This is a genomic window from Chryseobacterium piscicola (assembly GCF_900156685.1).
In the GTDB taxonomy this organism is placed as follows: domain Bacteria; phylum Bacteroidota; class Bacteroidia; order Flavobacteriales; family Weeksellaceae; genus Chryseobacterium; species Chryseobacterium piscicola.
The window spans coordinates 53280-71429 of record NZ_FTOJ01000002.1 but is presented as its reverse complement, the minus strand read 5'-3'; the positions used below and the strand labels follow the sequence as shown (position 1 = coordinate 71429).

14 protein-coding genes are annotated in these 18150 nt (G+C 33.6%); 1 reads left to right on the top strand and 13 read right to left on the bottom strand.

All coding sequences use genetic code 11. The features are described 5' to 3' along the window. Window positions 1–391: 391 nt before the first annotated feature. Together BW939_RS04350 and BW939_RS04345 are read right to left on the bottom strand one after the other, a co-directional pair. Entirely contained in the window at window positions 392–1414 is a 1023-nt protein-coding gene (locus BW939_RS04350) for an RDD family protein (RefSeq protein WP_084566594.1), read from the bottom strand. A gap of 44 nt (window positions 1415–1458) precedes the next feature. After that, window positions 1459–2472 carry a nucleoid-associated protein gene (locus BW939_RS04345; RefSeq protein WP_076450251.1) on the bottom strand — a complete coding sequence of 338 codons (1014 nt, stop codon included), beginning with the start codon at window positions 2470–2472 and terminating at the stop codon, window positions 1459–1461. Between the two features lie 367 nt (window positions 2473–2839). Between BW939_RS04345 and BW939_RS04340 the strand changes: the two genes are divergently transcribed. Next, window positions 2840–3238 carry a DUF7674 family protein gene (locus BW939_RS04340; RefSeq protein ID WP_076450249.1) on the top strand — a complete coding sequence of 133 codons (399 nt, stop codon included), beginning with the start codon at window positions 2840–2842 and terminating at the stop codon, window positions 3236–3238. Between the two features lie 102 nt (window positions 3239–3340). Here BW939_RS04340 and BW939_RS04335 read toward each other — a convergent pair whose 3' ends face one another. The 11 genes from BW939_RS04335 to BW939_RS16005 form a co-directional block, all read right to left on the bottom strand. Further along, a complete protein-coding gene (locus BW939_RS04335; protein WP_228417124.1) occupies window positions 3341–4459 on the bottom strand; it encodes a lactonase family protein in 1119 nt (372 codons plus the stop codon). 327 nt (window positions 4460–4786) lie between these two features. Next, window positions 4787–5632 (bottom strand): carboxylesterase family protein, encoded by an 846-nt coding sequence (locus tag BW939_RS04330; protein ID WP_084566592.1) that lies wholly within the window; start codon window positions 5630–5632, stop codon window positions 4787–4789. Between the two features lie 311 nt (window positions 5633–5943). Further along, a complete protein-coding gene (locus tag BW939_RS04325) occupies window positions 5944–7476 on the bottom strand; it encodes a RagB/SusD family nutrient uptake outer membrane protein (RefSeq protein WP_076450244.1) in 1533 nt (510 codons plus the stop codon). A gap of 12 nt (window positions 7477–7488) precedes the next feature. Next, on the bottom strand, window positions 7489–10404 hold the full coding sequence (locus BW939_RS04320; protein WP_076450243.1) for a SusC/RagA family TonB-linked outer membrane protein: 2916 nt from the start codon (window positions 10402–10404) through the stop codon (window positions 7489–7491). Window positions 10405–10917: 513 nt separating this feature from the next. After that, window positions 10918–11760 carry a sugar phosphate isomerase/epimerase family protein gene (locus BW939_RS04315; protein ID WP_076450241.1) on the bottom strand — a complete coding sequence of 281 codons (843 nt, stop codon included), beginning with the start codon at window positions 11758–11760 and terminating at the stop codon, window positions 10918–10920. Window positions 11761–11782: 22 nt separating this feature from the next. Beyond that, window positions 11783–13195: a carbohydrate porin gene (locus BW939_RS04310; RefSeq protein ID WP_076450239.1), complete on the bottom strand. Its 1413-nt coding sequence runs from the start codon at window positions 13193–13195 to the stop codon at window positions 11783–11785. Window position 13196: 1 nt separating this feature from the next. Then, on the bottom strand, window positions 13197–14441 hold the full coding sequence (gene fucP / locus BW939_RS04305; RefSeq protein ID WP_076450238.1) for an L-fucose:H+ symporter permease: 1245 nt from the start codon (window positions 14439–14441) through the stop codon (window positions 13197–13199). A 9-nt stretch (window positions 14442–14450) separates the two neighbouring features. Then, window positions 14451–15365: a carbohydrate kinase family protein gene (locus BW939_RS04300; RefSeq protein WP_076450237.1), complete on the bottom strand. Its 915-nt coding sequence runs from the start codon at window positions 15363–15365 to the stop codon at window positions 14451–14453. Window positions 15366–15401: 36 nt separating this feature from the next. After that, window positions 15402–16409 carry a LacI family DNA-binding transcriptional regulator gene (locus BW939_RS04295; RefSeq protein WP_076450236.1) on the bottom strand — a complete coding sequence of 336 codons (1008 nt, stop codon included), beginning with the start codon at window positions 16407–16409 and terminating at the stop codon, window positions 15402–15404. Window positions 16410–17107: 698 nt separating this feature from the next. Beyond that, the gene (locus BW939_RS16155; protein ID WP_228417122.1) at window positions 17108–17326 is read right to left on the bottom strand and encodes a Fic family protein; all 219 of its coding nucleotides are present in this window, start codon (window positions 17324–17326) and stop codon (window positions 17108–17110) included. Window positions 17327–17586: 260 nt separating this feature from the next. After that, on the bottom strand, window positions 17587–18078 hold the full coding sequence (locus tag BW939_RS16005; protein WP_228417120.1) for a virulence RhuM family protein: 492 nt from the start codon (window positions 18076–18078) through the stop codon (window positions 17587–17589). Window positions 18079–18150: the final 72 nt, after the last annotated feature.

Genomic DNA, 18150 nt, shown 5'->3' with positions numbered 1-18150 from the left:
TAAGGCATCAAATATAACGCTAAATATAATCAAATGATTATGATTGAGATTCGATTTATAAAATTATAGGTGTTTTTAATAAAAAATTGAAATAATTTAACATAAAATTAATATACTTGTCACAATTTAAATAATCATCAATTAAATTTGTATTTTAGATACTATTTTTAGATTATTGATAATTAAACCCTAAATCTGAAATCTCGTTTTTGCAGTCCTCAACTGAATTTTAGAGTTTGCCTAACGTTGAATTGAAAATAAAATTAATATTCTAGTTACTTATACTAAATTTTGTGACTAAATTTTATGACTAAGTCGTATTAGTAAAAAATTATTTTCTAAAAGAATTGAAACGAAAAGGGGTGTTTACCGTATTTTTCTGATTGCCTGCCTATCTTGTAAAATATTCTTTTCCAAAATACATTATCAAAAGGTAAATTATTAAAAATGGCAAAATCCATAAAAGTTTATTGGTTTTGAAACCTGTTGTTTTTTCTTTCACTACATAAGTTTCAGACAGTGAATCGTGCCAACCTCTTTGCGAAAAAAAAGACAAGGCATCAAAAGGTATATTTCTGCATAAAGTTCTAAGAAAAATACTTGAGAAATTGGGAGATTCTGCTTTGGAATTTACTACTCTTGATTCTGTGAGAAACTTTGCCGGAGACGCCCCAAAAAGGATTTCTGAAATTGGATAGTAGATAAAAAGAACAACAAAAGTAATAACATACAAAGCAGCTTTGCCTCTGAAAAACATTTGAAGACTTTCACTTTCTCTGTACATATCAGAGTCTATAAAACCATGGGACAGAAAAATAATAATCGGGATAAAAATAAGAGCCATTATTGTGGAATCTATTATCCAATGAAAAAATCTTTGCCATCTGGAAGTATCGGTAATACTCTTTCTGTACTGAGTTTCTATTATGTCTATTTCTTTTTTACTTTTTATAATTTTCGAAATTCTAAAGCTAACAATTACCATTCCGACCAAAATAATGGATGAATAAATCGAATTAAAAATCTGAAATGCTGTGTAATTTCCCCATTTCACAAAAAACAATTTAAAAATTGTACTTTGTAAAAATATGATAATAGCATTTAAAAATATTACAGAAAATACAAAGCCTAAAAGACGCGTTTCTCTTCCTTTGGTTTTTAAAAATTGTAGCGACCCTACAAAAAGTAATGTGTAAAAAATAAAGCTCCAGATTTCTAAATGGTCAAATTTATTAGAAAAATCAAGATTCAATGTACTGAATGCAAAAAGCAAATGAAAAATTTTGGATCCTGTAAAGAAATTAAAATCCGAAGTTTCAATCCAAACACCATAAAATGTATAAAGCCCACAAACCATTCCTATGATTGATAGTACCAACGAAAATACACCAATAAATTTGTCACTTTTTTCCATAGTGTTTTTATTATAACGCTTTTTTTTAGTGTCTCCCTATTTTTTTAAACTTCTTTATCAAAATACAACATATAAAATTTCCCTTTTTCATCTTGACCTTGTTCCAGCATTTTTCGATCTCCATGAATATAGATATGGAAATTTTTATCTAATTTGATGATGCTTTTAAAATGTCTTTGTGTTTTTTTTACTGCCGCCTCACTGATTGGGAATTCTTCCGAGATATTAATTTGCATTTCCTGCTCATAATCTGTTTTAAAATTATTAAAACTCTCAATTACATGCTCATCTTTCAAAACCTCTGCAGCAAATTCATCTAATTTAAATTCTTCTTTTTCCTTAAAAAAATTAATAGACTGATTCAAAAAATCTGCCTGATCTGCCTTGGAAACCTCAAATTCTTGGGGAAGTTGCTTGGTGATATAATCTTTATAAACCATTAAGGCTTCTTGAGTATGGAAATATTCGTCGTCGCGTTGTTTTACCTTTAGAAAATCTTCAAACCAATAATACATATCTCCGTTTTTGTTATTATCTACAACAGAAAGTACATAACCGTTTTCTTTACCGTTATTGTAAATAAGTGCGGCTTTATCTATTTTAGACAAACTGATTCCTTGATCTTTTTCAAGTTCAAAAGTTTCATTTTTAGGGAATATTTTTAGAAAAGAATCTCTTTTTTCGGTTTTGAAAATTCCGATTTTGTCTACTTTGTCATCTCCTTCTCTTTCATCCTCAAAGAATACAATAAATAATTCTCCGCCTTGAACTCTAGGATTTTCTGCCGCTTCAAAGAGGTGTTTGGCTATATTTTCTGCTTCCCAAAGAAACTTGTTTTTATCTTCAAAAATCTCTGAAACCGCACTGTAAACCGGGTTATTTACCAAATAAGTATCGCTGTAGAACTGATATGTTTCTTCACTTTTGAATGAACCTAAAAAATAATTCTCAAGCATTTCTACCGTTCCTTCATCCAATTCTAGCTCTTCTTGTGAAAGTAAAAGAGACTCTCCGTTGATTTTATTTCCTACTCTATGAACAACAATTTTTGTAAACATCAATGATTTTTTATGGATTGCAAATATATTTAATCTGAAAATTAAAAAAGACTAAATATCATTTTACTTTAACCAATTATTTAATTTTTTTTAAAAAAAAATGTCTGCAACTAAATTTCATTTCATCATCCAAAATATTGGTTACATGAAAAGTGAAAATTGAATACAAATTTACATTCAAAATCTATTCAACAGAATATTAAAACATACAAAAGTGAAAAATAAACACATTGTAATTACCATCAATAAATAGATTGAAGAAATTCTAAAATTTCAATCTATTCTTAGTGTGTGTAAAAAAACTTTATGCCAACCATTAAAATTGGTACAGTTTTGGTTCTATTAAAAATGTAAAAAAATTGTAAAAATGAAGAACATGGAGATGAAAACCATTAATGAAAATGCCGCAATTGAACATTTAAAAGTATTCTACCCTACTATACAAAACGAAATTGTGCAACTTTCTGCACAAGATAATTTTGCCGGAGTAATTCAGGCAACGGTAAATCATTTGAAAAATCTACTTCAACAGTCAAAAATTAATATCGTAAATCATAACATGAAAATGATGGATTGGCTTTACAGAAACGGAACAAACAACGTACAACAGATTATTGAAAACCTTTTCGTAAGATCTTTCAGAAGCTTTAAAAAACAAACAGATACCCACCAATGGAATATTTTATACCAATATATGCCAGTAAATTTTCAAAAAATTTACACAAATCAGACAAAAATGGATGAAATATTATTCAAAAAACACTAAATCAACTATTCATATCAAGAAAAAATCCCGAGGCAAATTGCGCTTCGGGATTTTTTATTTTAAAAACACACCCTCTTGAATGCCAAATTGTCTGAATTTACTCTAATATCTTTTTATTTGTACAGCAGAAACATTTTTTATCTTAGTTTTTCTGCCTACTTTTTTGAGTAATCCTGTTTCAAAATTTCTTTTAAATACAACAACAGTTCCTGTACCTGTATTGGCAACAATCACAAATTTGCCAGTTTCATCAATGGAAAAAAACCGTGGATGTTTACCTTTTGTAGATTGATATCCAATTAATTTTAGAGTTCCGTTATTTTCAATAGAAAAAATAGCTAAATTATTTTCTGCCCCTCTATTTGAGGCATACAAAAACTTTCCGTCGGGAGAAATATGGATGTCTGAACTTTCGAAACCATCTTTAAAATGATCAGAATGCGTACCAATTCGTTGAATAGTTTTTAATTCTCCATCGTTGTATTGATAAGCACTTACAGCGCCGCCCATTTCTTCGATAAGGTAGGCAAATCTCCCATTAGGATGAAATGTAAAATGCCTTGGTCCGCTACCAGAATTTGTTTTGATGAATGGTTTGTGGCAAGCTTCTACAGGTTTGTTTTTATCTTTATTAAAATGATAACATCTTATTTTATCTGCGCCTAAATCTGCCATAAAAAGATAATTGTAATCTAGAGAAAATACTGTAGAATGAATGTGAGCACGATCTTGTCTTCCCTTAATTACACTCCCCTCAGAAAACTGAAAATTCTGTACAAAAGGCTGAATTTTCCCGTCTTCTGAAATGGGATATACAGAAACGCTTCCTTCTGTATAATTACCATTAACCAGCCATTTCCCATCTTTGTGAACAGACAAATAAACCGGATTTTCGCCACCACTTTTTTGGCTGTTAATGAAGGTGAAAGATTTATTTTCAGGATTAAACTCAAAACTACTGACGCTGCCTGCATTTTCAGTTTTACTTTCTGTACAAGCAAAAATAAATTTGCCATTGCGAGAAAGCGTTAAAAAAGAAGGATTTCTGATGTTTTTTATGGATGATACTTTTGACAAATTTCCTTTGATAGTGTCTAATTCGTAGACAAAAATCCCCTCCTTTTCTTTGTCCCAATTAAATGAACCCAAAAACACGAAAGTATTTTGCCCATATAAATTAGAACAGAGAAAAATAACCAGTAATAATTGTAGTAGTTTCAATTTTTTTGAGATCTTGTTTATTATTTTTTAAATTGATTTTGAACATTTGGTTTATATCAATTTTGGCTTTTGTAAGTCACTATTAAGAGGATATTTCATTTCTTCATTTTAGTGCGAAAGTAGCGGTAAAAACTTTTTTCAATACCAGCTGTCTTTAAAATTCAAAAAAAAGAGGGTAAAGTAAATACAGTTTTTAAAAATTTTCATCCTAGTCATTACTTTTAAGATGTACATCACCTTAGGAGCTATATATTTTTTGATTTTATCCTAAATGAGTTTTTATTTTTTTATATTTTGAGAATATTACTATGAAAATTATATTCTATGCTATTGATGTTGTTTCATCAGCCATTTTGGGATTTCATCAATCAGTTCTGCAGATAAAATATTGTTGTGGTATTTATCTTTAAATTCCCAGAAAAAAACATTTCCATTCACTTTCAATTCTTCAAAAAATTTCATATTACTTTTAGGTGAATTTTCAGTATCAAGACTTCCGTGAACCATCCAAATTGGAATATTTTGCAGTGTATTTATTTTATCAAACTGAGAAACTCCGGAAATATTAATTGCTGCAGCAAACAAATTTGGTCTGTTGGATATTGCGTTGGAAGTTGTGGATCCACCCATTGAAAATCCCATCACATAGATTCTGCTTTTGTCAATATTTTCTTTTTCAATAAAAGAATCCAAAGAATTGAGTACCAAATCAAGATATTCGCTGGATTGCGAAACCAAGACATTACGATCCTTATCCAAATGATAATTTGATGAACGTTGTGGAAACTGAGGTGACAAAACATACACCGGATATTTTTCTCTATTTTCCGGAAGAAGCCACATTTTCGCCAAAACTCCCATTTGAGAAGCATTATTTGAGCCAATCGCTCCAGAACCGTGGAATACTAAAATTAAAGGATATTTTTTACTTTCTTCAATTTTTTTAGGTTTTAGAAGACGATAATTTACGGCACTTTTTTCATTTTCAAATTTACCTTCTTTGAAATCCGAATAATCAAGCCTTTTAATGTATTTTATTTTAGCTAAAGATCTTGCAGAATCTGCTTTATCATTAATCTCAGTTTTTGTTCCGTAGTTCATTTTCTGCGATGTGCAAGACAGCATAATTAAACTCGCAAATATTAAACTTATATAAATGGTCTTATTTTTCATTATTTTTATTTTTTTGATGGTCCATTATTAATCATAATCCCTATTTTTTGCGTAAATATTTTCACAACTTTTTTTACAACTAACCGTTTTTAAGTTTCTCAAATAAAAATTTACCGATTCTGTTAAGATTATAAGAATTATTGGTAAAGGCGTAAAATTAGGAAAAATACAAAGGGTTTCAATGATTACAGATTGCGGAAAATGCGTTTTTTTTTAGATAAAAATTGTCTAAAATTATAGGGAACTGATTAATCAAAAAAATCCTCGAGCATGAGCTCAAGGATTTCATATTTAAATTTCAAAAAGTTATTCTAAGGATTCTGATCATATCCCGCCACCTGAATTTGAGATAAAGGCACTTGATACAAATAATCGTTTGTTGTAATCGTATAATTATAATTCAGTTGTGCAGCAGCTTGATTGATTACCGCAACGCCCGTATTCCAACGGACCAGATCATGCCAATAAACCCCTTCCCCGGCAAACTCTACCCTTCTTTCTTTGCGAAGTGCCGTGGTGAAATCTGCAGCTGAAATAGTTGTGGGAACAGCAACTAATCCTGCTCTTTGGCGTATTCTATTTAGGTAGGGAACAGCAGCAGTGGTATTTCCTTCATTATTTAAAACTTCAGCGTACATCAAAAAAACGTCTGCATAGCGGATAATTGGGAAGTTGATTGGCCAATCATAACGGCTGGATATTACTTTTCCCGGTTCACGGAATTTAATGAAATAATTGGCGTTATCAAGCTGTCCGTTTGTAGCGATGAAGTTGGTTTTAATCGTTATAGCACGTCTTAAATCTCCCGTTTCGTAGCTGTTTATCAAAGATTGTGATACACCAAGCTCTGCAGAACTGAACAAGCTACTTTGAGCATTGTACAACGGATCTGCAGTACCAAAATTTGGCGAAACGTAACTTGGTAAATAAGAACCTTGAGATAAACCACCGCTGATGTGTTGAATTTCAAATAAATGGTATTTATTGTCGTTGGCACTTTTAAATAATTCTGCGTAAGCGGGAGCAAAAGTAACAAATTGGCCTTCTGCCTGAATTACTGCAAACAAATGTTCTTTTGCTTTTGCGGCATAAGAACTGTTATTGAGCGGAAAACCAGATCCTGTAAGATAGATCCTTCCCAACATCGCATGAGCGGCAGATTTTGTAATTCTTCCTTTGTTTGCTGCATCGTGAATATTTTTTAAACCTGCAACAGAAGCTTCAATTTCTGATGTAATGAAGTTGTAGAGCGTTGCCAAATCTGTTCTAGGTATTTTTGCAGCTTCTTCTGGCGTTACCGGTTTATCTACCAAAGGAACTTTTCCGAAGCTTCGCATTAATTCAAAATAAGCGTAAGCTCTCAAAAAACGAGCTTCTGAGCGGTATTGCTCTTTGGTTGCAGGATCTGCAAATGACACCCCATCTATTCTAGACAAAAGCATATTGGCATAAGAAATTTGCTGGTATGCATCTTCCCAAAGAATTTCTATCTCATCTGTTGAGGAGGTATCTTGAAAACGATTGATTGCATAATAATCTCTGTTTCCGTTTTGTGAAAGGGCAGTAAAATTGTTGGAACGAACTTCTGACGCCAAGAGATAAAAATTAACATCATATCCACCTCTTGAAGAAGCATTTACCATTGCAGAATAAACACCTGATAGTGCTTGGTTGATTTGCAATTCTGTAGAGTAAAAAGAATTTTGAGTAATGTTATTTTCCGGCTCAAGCATCAAATCTTCTTCACAACTCAGCATTCCCAGTAATATTGTTCCGCAAACTAATGCTTTGGTAAGAGATTTCATATTCAGGAACGATTTATTTTTAATAGAAGTAATTTTCATTTTTTTTAAATTTTAAAAGTTAAAGTTTAATCCCATCATATATACTTTCGCATTAGGATATGCTCCGTAATCTGTACCGTCTGACTGCACAGATTCTGGGTTGTAACCACCATAATAATTATCTTTTCTCCAAACATTTTCTAAACTGACATACAATCTAAGATTCGAAATTTTCAGTTTACTTACCAATTCCTGATCAAAATTGTATCCTAAAGTCACGTTTTTCAATTGAATATAAGTAGCATCATACAACCATCTTGTATCTAAAAGACTTCCTGTAGTACCATCTAATCTTGGTGTTTTCCCATCTCCTGGTTCTGCATCAGAGCGCCAACGGTTTGCCCAGTTCCCCATCACATTGGTTGTAGTTCCCATACCTGGCCGGTCTATTGCACGGCCTAGCAATGCGTAGCTGTAACCCCCTTTTTGTCCTTGGAAAAATACTGAAAGATCAAAGTTTTTATAAGAAAATGTATTGGTAAAGCCCCAATAGTAATCTGGTGTAGGGCTTCCGATGATGTAACGGTCGTTTTCATTGATGATTCCATCTCCATTGACATCTTTGTATCTTACATCTCCTGCAATTGCACCACTTGTTTTGGCAATTCCTGTATTGGCAATATCTGACGAAGACAAAACACCAATTGCTTCGTAAAGATAGAACGAATTCAATGCCTGGCCTACTTGTATGATGTTTGTACTATTGCTGAAACCTGTATAAATGGGTGCATTTTCACTACCCAACTGCAATACTTCATTATTATTAAATGCAATATTTGCCGATGTATTCCATTTGAAAGCTCCTGTTAGGTTTTTTGTAGCTAAGTCTAGTTCTAGACCTCTGTTTTCAATAGACCCAACGTTTTTCCACATGGTTGCGTAACCAGAAAGGAAAGGGATTGGCTGCTGTAAAAGAAGGTCATTTGTTTTTTTGATGTAGTAATCTGCAGTGAAGTCTATTCTTTTAAACAATCCCAATTCAAAACCAAAATCTGAAGATCTTGTTTTTTCCCAAGTTAAATCATTATTTCGATTAGTATTGGGTACCAAACCATTAGAAAGCGTTCCACCGAATGAATAATTCCCACCCGTCAACGTTCCGAATGCTCTGTAATCGCCAATTGAATTATTTCCGTTTTCGCCCCAACTGTATCTCAACTTCAGGTTGCTCAGCCAAGTTTTGTCTTTCAAAAATTCTTCCTCATCAATCTTCCAGGCACCTCCGAATGCTGCAAATGTTCCCCAAAGATTGTTCCATCCAAATCTTGAAGAACCGTCTCTACGAATACTGGCAGATAACATATATTTCTTTTTATAATCATAGTTTACACGACCAAAATAAGAAATCAACATCCACGCTGAAGCCGTATATTCTGAATTAAGAACTGAGGTAGATTGGTTAAAATTAAATGTTTTCAAATCATCATTAGGAAAACCTCTGTTTCTGTTGTATTGGTTTGTAGTTCTGTAATATTCTGTACTGTAACCTGCAATGGCTGCAATACTATGATCTCCCAAGGTTTTTTTATAATTTAATAATGCCTCTCCCAAATATCTGTTGTAGTTTACAGTTCTGCGGCTGGCTGTACTTACCTGCCCCGGAATGTTGGTAAGCAAATTGAAAGTCGGGATATACCCCGTGTTAATATTATAATTATTAGTAGCTCCTCCCGAGATTTTAAAATTTAACCCCGGCATAATGTCATAAGACATGTATAAACTAGACAATAATCTAAACTCATTGGTATCGTTTGTGGTATTTTCTAAAGTTCCTATTGGGCTTACTGTAGAACCCGCCCATCTGTACCTGTTGTTTTTCCAGAAATTCGTATAAAGTCCGGCAGATAATTCAGCTACAGGAACCATAGAAAGCATTTTGTGCGCTTCATTGTCTTTTCCGTCTACGGCAGCACCATAACTTTTTGAGTAACTAGGTCTTAATGAAATTCCCGCTTTCCATTTGTCTGAAATATTAACATCGATAACTGCACTCAAATTAAATCTGTTAAAACCTGTATTTAAAGCTAAACCTTCCTGGTCAAAATACGCTCCAGAAATGGCATATTTCACATTCTTGTTTCCTCCTCTAACAGACAATTGGTAATTCTGAATTGCTGCGGGACGGTAAAATGCATCCTGCCAATCTATATTTGCCACCTGATTTGTTCCCCATCGAGGATCAACCATAAAATTAACGTTCGCTAAATTATAATCTGTATTGTTGGCTAAATTAAAATAACTCGCTCTTTTTGCGTAGCTATCTGATGCTAAATTTCCCGGTGCCAAAGCAACCCATCTTTTGTTGATGGATTCTGATGCATAGTCTATCCATTCTGCACTGGTCATGATATCCAGCTTTTTTTCAATGGTCTGCACACCATAATATTGTGAGAAACTGAATGTTGGTTTGCCTGAATTTCCTTTTTTTGTTGTCACAATTACTACACCGTTAGACCCTCGAGATCCATACATCGCAGTGGATGCAGCATCCTTTAGTACTTCAATCGATTGCACATCGTCTGGAGACACATTTCCCAAATCATCTACCACCATTCCGTCTACCACATAAACAGGAGAATTACTTGCAGAAATAGAAGCACTACCACGCACCCTAACCTCCAACGCTTCTCCTGGTTTTCCAGTTGTAGAACGTGTTTTTACACCTGCAATCTGACCTGTTAACGCCTGATCTACTCTTGCAATTGGACGATCTTTAAATGTCTCAGCGTTTACCCTGCCAACAGAACCGGTAACTTCTCCTTTTTTCTGCGTACCATAAGCAATCACTACTACTTCCTCAATGTCTTTTGTTTTGTTATTGGGATTGGATAAACTGTCTTTAACCGAATTGGTCGTCTGTTTTTCCTGTGCGAAGATAAAACCTGTGGTACTAAATAAAATACCTAAAGCTACTATAGATTTCTTCATTCTCTGTCTGGTGGATTATTAATTATTAACTATTAGTTTATATTAAAACTGAGAAATGGCTTCATCAAAAAGACATGATATTTCTCATATTTTAGTTTTCTTAAAAGTATTGTTATCATTAATTTCTGCTATCCTGCAGTTACCTGCAAGAGTAGGATCAGGATCAAAATAAAAGCAAGTTTCTTATTTCCAACCTATTGCAACGGTAAAATTTATTTACAATTCTAATAAACATGATCATATTGCTTCATCTGTAAACAAAAAAAATCCCCAAGTTTACAACTTGAGGATTCTTCGGTACTATAAATTCAAAAGTTTTCTATTCTTAGAGTCTGTTTAGAAATAATTAAAAAATAAAATAACCAAGACATTTTTCTTTTCCCCAACCCTAAAATACGGAAAAATGCCTTAACCATTTCGATAATATGACTCTCTTTAAGTTGGCGGAAATCATTTTGATACCATTTAAACAAGTTCTCTGTTTGCTCCTAAATTAGTAATCCTAATTTGAAACTATTTGTTAAAATGACTTTTCATAAAACTCAAGCTTGCTAATGCTAATTCTTCGGCTTTATAAGGTGATTTTTGCCACAAAGAAACCATCTGTTGCATTCCGGGAATGGATGATGAGAAGTTTTCTAAAACCAGATTTCCTTCAAAATCAATTTCTTTTAAGGCTTTAAAAAGTTGTTCCCAATTCACCGTTCCTTCGCCCAGCATTCCGCGATGAGATTCTGTGATGTGGATGTGCTTCAATTGCTGTGCTGCGAGAATGATTGGATCATAAAAATTATTTTCCTCAATGTTCATATGGAATGTATCGAGATGAAGAAACAAATTATCTTTTCCCGTTTTTTTAATTAAATCCAGAACATTTCCTGCCGTATTACAGACATAAGATTCGTAACGGTTAATGGGTTCAATTCCGATGTTGACGCCTTTTTCTTTGGCGTAATCTGCGACATTACTCCAAACTTCTGTAATAATTTCAGCTTCTTTTTCAGTTAAAGGATTTCCAGAGAAAACGCCAATTCCACCGTGAAGCACACCGCCGAGAAAATCTGTTTCCAGATCTGAAGTTTTGTCTATAGCTTGTTTTATCAATTTCTCAGCAACTTCGGGATAGAATGCAATATGCGCTTCTTTAGGAAGATTTAGTGAACAGACGACATCCAGATGATGATCTTTCAATTGTTGTTTTACCTCTTTTGAATTGAATTCCATTGATGTTGGTAAAAGAATTTCAATCAAATCAAATCCTGCTTTTGCTGTTTTTTCAATCGCATATTTTCCTGCTTCGGGTGTCCATTGGGGTGTGATCCAGGATAATAGTGAAGCACCAAATTTTACTTTCATTTTTTTAGTTTTAAATTTTTAATTAGAAAATCCACCATTCTGTTCTCACACCAAAGTAAGTTCCGAATCTCTTTGCTCCGGATTGCTGTAGAAATGGAGAGTACAAACTGTTTATTGCCTGATCATTATACCGTGAAACTTCTGCAATGAAACGAATGTGCGGTCTTGCCCAAACACTTCTTTCAGCAGTGGGAACAATGGTTGGCGCTAAAACTAGTTTTGTCATAGAAGCTGAATTCTGATTACCGTCTTTCCTTGTTGCGAAGTGTAATTCTGAAAGGATATGAAACCAATTATTGAAATAATAAGTCGCTCTTAAACCTGTATTAAACTCTGATTTTTTGTTGAAAATCTCTCTTTGAAAGTAATCAATCGCTTTGTTATTACTATTTGATCCGCCTTTGCTCATAGTAAAAACGGCATAAGCATTGGCAGACCATTTATGGGAAAGATTCAACAAAATATGCTCTACCGCCGAAAATGAATAAGCATCTTTGTAGGTTTTGGTCTCTTCATCGGGAGCACCGTAAGTTCGCCAGGTCTGGGTGTTTCCACTGTCTCCTCCGTTGGCAATTCCACTTCCGTATCTTACAGAAATTTGGTTGAAAGAACCAGCGATTTTTGTTTTTAAATTAGAATTAAATTTAGCTCCCAAAACCCAGCCTTGATCAGATGGATACTGCTCCATTGAGTTTTTTCCAGATTGATCTACGTTATGGAACTCTGCAAGAAGTTTCAGTTTATGATTAGTATTTTTGAATGGAATGATCTGTTCCAAAATAAAAACTTCTCTTTGTCTGTAGATTAAATTTTTTGTTCCACTAATGACATTGGTGTAAGAATACGGCGTGGTGTTACTTGCTGCGGTATCAATCGCTGCCGGGAAAAACATAGAGAATCTGGTATTTTTATGCCTCAATCCCCAACCCGTCGCCGAATGGTCATCGAAGTAAAAATAATCTGCAATATGCACGTCATCATATCTCAGCCATCGTGATCCTGCCCAGACATCCCAATCGCTTCCCATAATATTTCGAGCCTCCACAAAAGCTTCCGGCAGGGCGATGATCATTCCCTGATTGGATTTTGAATCTACATTCCCAAGAAAAGTACCACCAGAATAGAAACTCAATCTTGCCTGCATATCAATCTTGGTTGATTTTGCACTGTCGCCATTCACAACAGGTGTGAAGTGAAAAGCCGGTAAAAAATCGACGTAATCGCCTTGATCCATTCTTCCTCCCAATGATCCTTGGTTATTAAGATTCAGTTGTCTTCCGGTTTTTCCATCTGCATTCGGAGAATATCCTACGCCAATTCTACCTGTTGTGCCGAAAGAAAAATCTTTATTGGTGATCACAATTTGTGCGTTCGTCATCTGGCTGATGATTAATAAAAACCAAAAGCTGTATTTAAAAACATTGAAGTTCTTCATTTTATTTAAGCGTTTTTGGCTTGTAGAATTTTAAAGCAAATAATAAAATAACAGCATAACAAATGATTGGAAGAAGATAAGCGTGTGCAATATCTTTCTCAGCAATTTTCCCCATCAAAGGTGGAAAAACTGCCCCTCCAAACATCGCCATTACAAGGAATGAAGAAGCCTGTGGCACTTTGTTGCCCAATCTTTTGAGTCCAAGACTAAAAATGGTAGGATACATCACGCTCAAAAAGAGATTCAGTAAAATTAAGCTGATGAAAGATGCCCAGCCGAAACTCTGAGAAATAATAAGACATAAGACAATATTGCACGCTGTGAAAATTGCCAAAAGCTTATTGGGCGCTATGAATTTCATTAAAAATGTTCCTACAAAACGTCCAATCATCATCATTGCCATACTTAAAGAAAAGTAATAAGACGCCTCAATTTCTGGAAGATTCATTTTTTCTACTCCGTAATTAATAAAATATGCCCAGGTTCCGCCTTGTGCAGCGATGTTGAAAAACTGTGCGATTACTGCAAAAATAAAATGCCTCTGCTTGTAAAGTGGAGCGTGAGGATCTGAAACCAATGTTTCTACTCCATTTTCTTTTTCAGAAATCATACTATCTTCTGCGTGAGGATCTTTGAGATTTGGAACTTTGATAAAAGAAAAAATAATCGCAATCGTTAAGATCACAACGCCAATCCAGGTGTAAAGATCTTTTACAGAATCTAATGAGTTATCACCCAAACCAGATTTCCCAAAGATGAAAAAACCTCCCAAAAGCGGACCGATAATGGCTCCCAATCCATTAAAAGATTGTGCGAAATTAACGCGTTGATCACTGGTTTTCTCATTTCCTAAAGCTGCTACAAAAGGGTGAGCCACGGTTTCCAGAGTTGCCATTCCCATTGCCAGAACGAATAGTGCTATTCTGAAAAAATTAAATGACATCTGATTAGCTGCCGGAATGAAAAGAAAAGATCCGAGAGCAAAGAGCGATAATCCTAATATAACGCCCATTTTATACCCAAATTTCTTCATAAACAACCCCGCAGGAATGCCCATTAATGCATAAGCACCGAAGATTGAAAGCTGTACCAATCCTGATTCAGACTTGGAGATGTTCAGTACATTCTGGAAATGCTTATTGAGAACATCGCCCATTGTTAAGGCAATCGCCCAAAAGAAAAATAGTGAAATCACAAATGCCAGTATGACATAGTATTTCTTTTCTGTAAATTTTGTAGTTTTCATAGTATGTATTTAAATAGTTTGACTGTAATGCTCTTCCCGGAATGACTTGAATTCTTCGTAGGTGTAATCCGGACAAGCACCTGATTTTGATGTGATAAATGCGCCTAATGAAACGGCTTGTTTCATAATCTCATCAGCCGTTTTGCACTGAATTCTTTTCGATAAAAAGCCCGCAAGGAAAGAATCTCCGCTGCCCACAGTATCATTAACCTCTATGGAAACTGCAGGAAAAGTATAATTCTGATCTTTTACAAAATACCTGGCACCTTTGCTGCCTTTGGTAAGCACAATTTCGTTCAGGTCAAAGTGTTCCTGAATAAACTTCATACTCTTGTCTTCATCTGCATATTCTTCACCAAGAAACTCGATAATTTGTCTTAATTCGGCTTTGTTCATTTTCACAAGATCAGCTTTACCGAGTAGTGTTTTTACAAAATCAAAATCTATAAAAGGCGGACGAAAATTCACATCAAAAACCCTGAATTTTGAATGTTCAATTAATTCAAGCAAAGTATTTTTCGACACTTCATTTCTCGCGATCAGACTTCCAAAAACGAAAGCTTCAGCATTGGTAACAAGCACTTTATGTTCCGGTAAAATTTTGATGTGATCCCAAGCTACATCTTGTACGATATCATAATGCGCTTCGCCTTGTTCATCAAAATTAGCAAGAACAGTTCCTGTGGGTCTTTCTTCATCTATTTGTATAAAATCTGTAGAGATGTTCCAGCTTTTGATTTGTTTTAGAAGATCGTTGCCAAGCTCATCATCACCAATTTTGCTGATCATCTGGACGTTGAGACCCATTTTATCAAGATTATAAGCTACGTTGAAAGGTGCGCCTCCAGCTCTGGAACCGGCAGGAAAAATATCCCAGAGAACTTCTCCGAAACATACGGCATAAGAATTAGTATTGGTATTCATAATTTGGTTAAACGTTTAAGTTAATTGATAAAAAAATTATTTTGTAGAATTTTGAATAATAAGCATTCCGGGAAGGGTAATTTTCTTGGCTGTAGAACTGTATTGATTGATCTGCATATCCAATAATTTCACAGCTTCATCTGCCATTTCTTCCAAAGGTTGCTTTACATAAGTGATCTCGGCCGGAAATAATTGATACGCCTCTGTCTCATCAAAAGCAACAACAGAAACATCATTAGGAACCTGGATGTTATTTTTCACAAGATAAGCCAAACCCGCTACAGCAAGCTTATTACTAGAAAAATACAGTGCAGTATTCTGTGGTTTTTTTCCTAAAACTTCTTTAAGCTTAGTTTGTATTTCCTGGGTAATATTTTCTAAACCGACCAGAATATTTTTGTTTACAATACCATTTCCAAACTCAGAAATGGTGGTTTCGAAACCATACTGTCTATCCAAAAGATGTGGCAATTTCGTTTCATAGCCAATGTAGATGATTTGATCAAAATCTTTTTGCAAAAGGAAATTGGTTGTGCTTTCTGCAACTTCACGGTTATTCAAAATCACGCCGGGAATATTAACTCCTTTCAGATACCTGTCTATTGTCACAAGCGGATAATTTTTCGCCATTAGTTTTTGGAGAATTTCTTCAGAACCTGCCACTGGCGCAACGATCATCCCATCCACCTGCTGCTGAGAGAAAAGTTCAATCAGCTTTTCAAATTTTTCAGAATTTTCGTCAGAACTTCCAATAATCAAGGTGTAACCCAATTTTAAAGCTTTATCTTCCAGATGTCTAGCGATGCTGGAATAAAAATCATTGGATATATCAGCAACAATCAAACCCAGCAATTTACTTTTGTTGTTTTGAAGACTTCTGGCAATCTTGTTTGGAACATAGTTAATCGTTTCAGCAATTTCAAAAATTTTTTTCTTGGTATCTTCGCTAATTCGCTGTCCTTCTTTTTTATTAAGAACATACGAGACAGTTGCCACGGAAACTCCGGCAATTTTGGCAATATCTTTTATGGATGCTCTTTTCATTGGTCTGATTTACAATGCAAAGTATTCAATAATAAATTAAATAAACAATAGTCTTATTTTTTTCTCTAATTCAAAAAAAAGTGTAATTTGGCAAATTTTTATTGCATACAGGAATATTAATTAAAATACACCAAATCAATCACTTAACAATCTGAAATGATTTAAATATTAATTTACTATTACAAAATTCAGATCTTATATTAAATTTTGGTTAAACGTTTATCCTTATAAAAGTCAAATTTTTTTTGTTTATTCATTACATTAGATCGCAATGATAAAATTTTAATCAAAACTTTGCCAAATTATAGGAACAATGTATATTTTAATCAAGATTTGCATCATAAAAGCTGAACAAGGCAATCAGTTCCTTAATATGCATCAATGAATCCGAACATTTCTTTTACAAATTTTAACCCTTAAGTTCCGGTAGAAATAAGGTTCAGCGAATGAATTAAAAACAGTCTTTATAACAGAAAAACAATGATTATTGTGCAAAAAAACCGCTACATACGTTTACAATAGCGGTTTTTAGATGTTTATACGGATTAAGACTTTTCGATGAATATTTCATTTTTATTCAAAAATAACCAATATGGAAGATCATTTATTTATTTCATTGTGGTACAAATAAGATACTGATTTATAAGTGTAATTTGTTAAAATATATACTGAACATTTACATTTTATCATTCATCAACCTATCTATTTCTATTTAAAACACTGATAACTAATTTTTTCACAGTTTGCATTTCTTCAGGTTTACTCGATGCGATAAGCAAAGTCAAACTTGCTAAAGTGTCATTGCCAATAATAAGTTCATTTTGTGCGTTGTAAAGCATTTGATTGCTTTGCAAAAATTTCAGAAAACACGCTGCTGCGATTCTTTTATTGCCATCAACGAAAGAATGATTTTTCACAACTAATTACAAAAGCATCGTGGCTTTCTCTTCCAAAGTTGGATAAAAATTTTTTCTCCAAAACCTTTTTCTATTTGCGCTATGGAACTTTGAAAATTTTGATCTTTTTCTTTTCCAAACACTTGCGAATCAAAATCTACAACCATTTGATTGATGAGTTCCTGGTAATCTTCTCTGGTTGGATAAATTGCTTGTTTTTTAGTTAAACCTTTGGAATCTAATTGCTCGTGATCGTAATCATCTAATAATTGTAAACCTTTTCAAAAAACAGATAAACACTCATTTTCATTGGCTTTCTCTTCAATAGCGCGACTTAGAATCTGAATTCCATTTTTCAGAAGTTGAACTTCTTGTTCTTTTTGTGCTAATCTTTTTTCGTTAATGGAATAACCTTTTACTAAATATTCTTTTAAAATTTTGTTTGCCCAGATTCTAAAAGCAGTTCCTTTTTTAGAATTAACTCTATAACCTACAGATAAAATAGCATCTAAATTATAAACATTTATGTTCCTTTTTATTTCTCTACCTCCTTCTATTTGAACTTGTGCAATTTTTGCACTAGTTGCTTCTTTATCTAATTCATTAGAAGCATAAATATTTCTTAAGTGACGACCAACAGATGTACGATCAGTATCAAAAAGTGTTTCAAGTTGATATTGATCTAACCATACTGTTTCTCCATCAAGTTTTACATCTAATGTAATACCTGATTCTTCATCTTGAAATATTTCTATATAGTTTTGGGTTTCCATTAAATATAATTGTTCTGCAAATTTCAGAAATATTTTTGATTTAATTAATAGTATTTATTCGTAACTACCAGA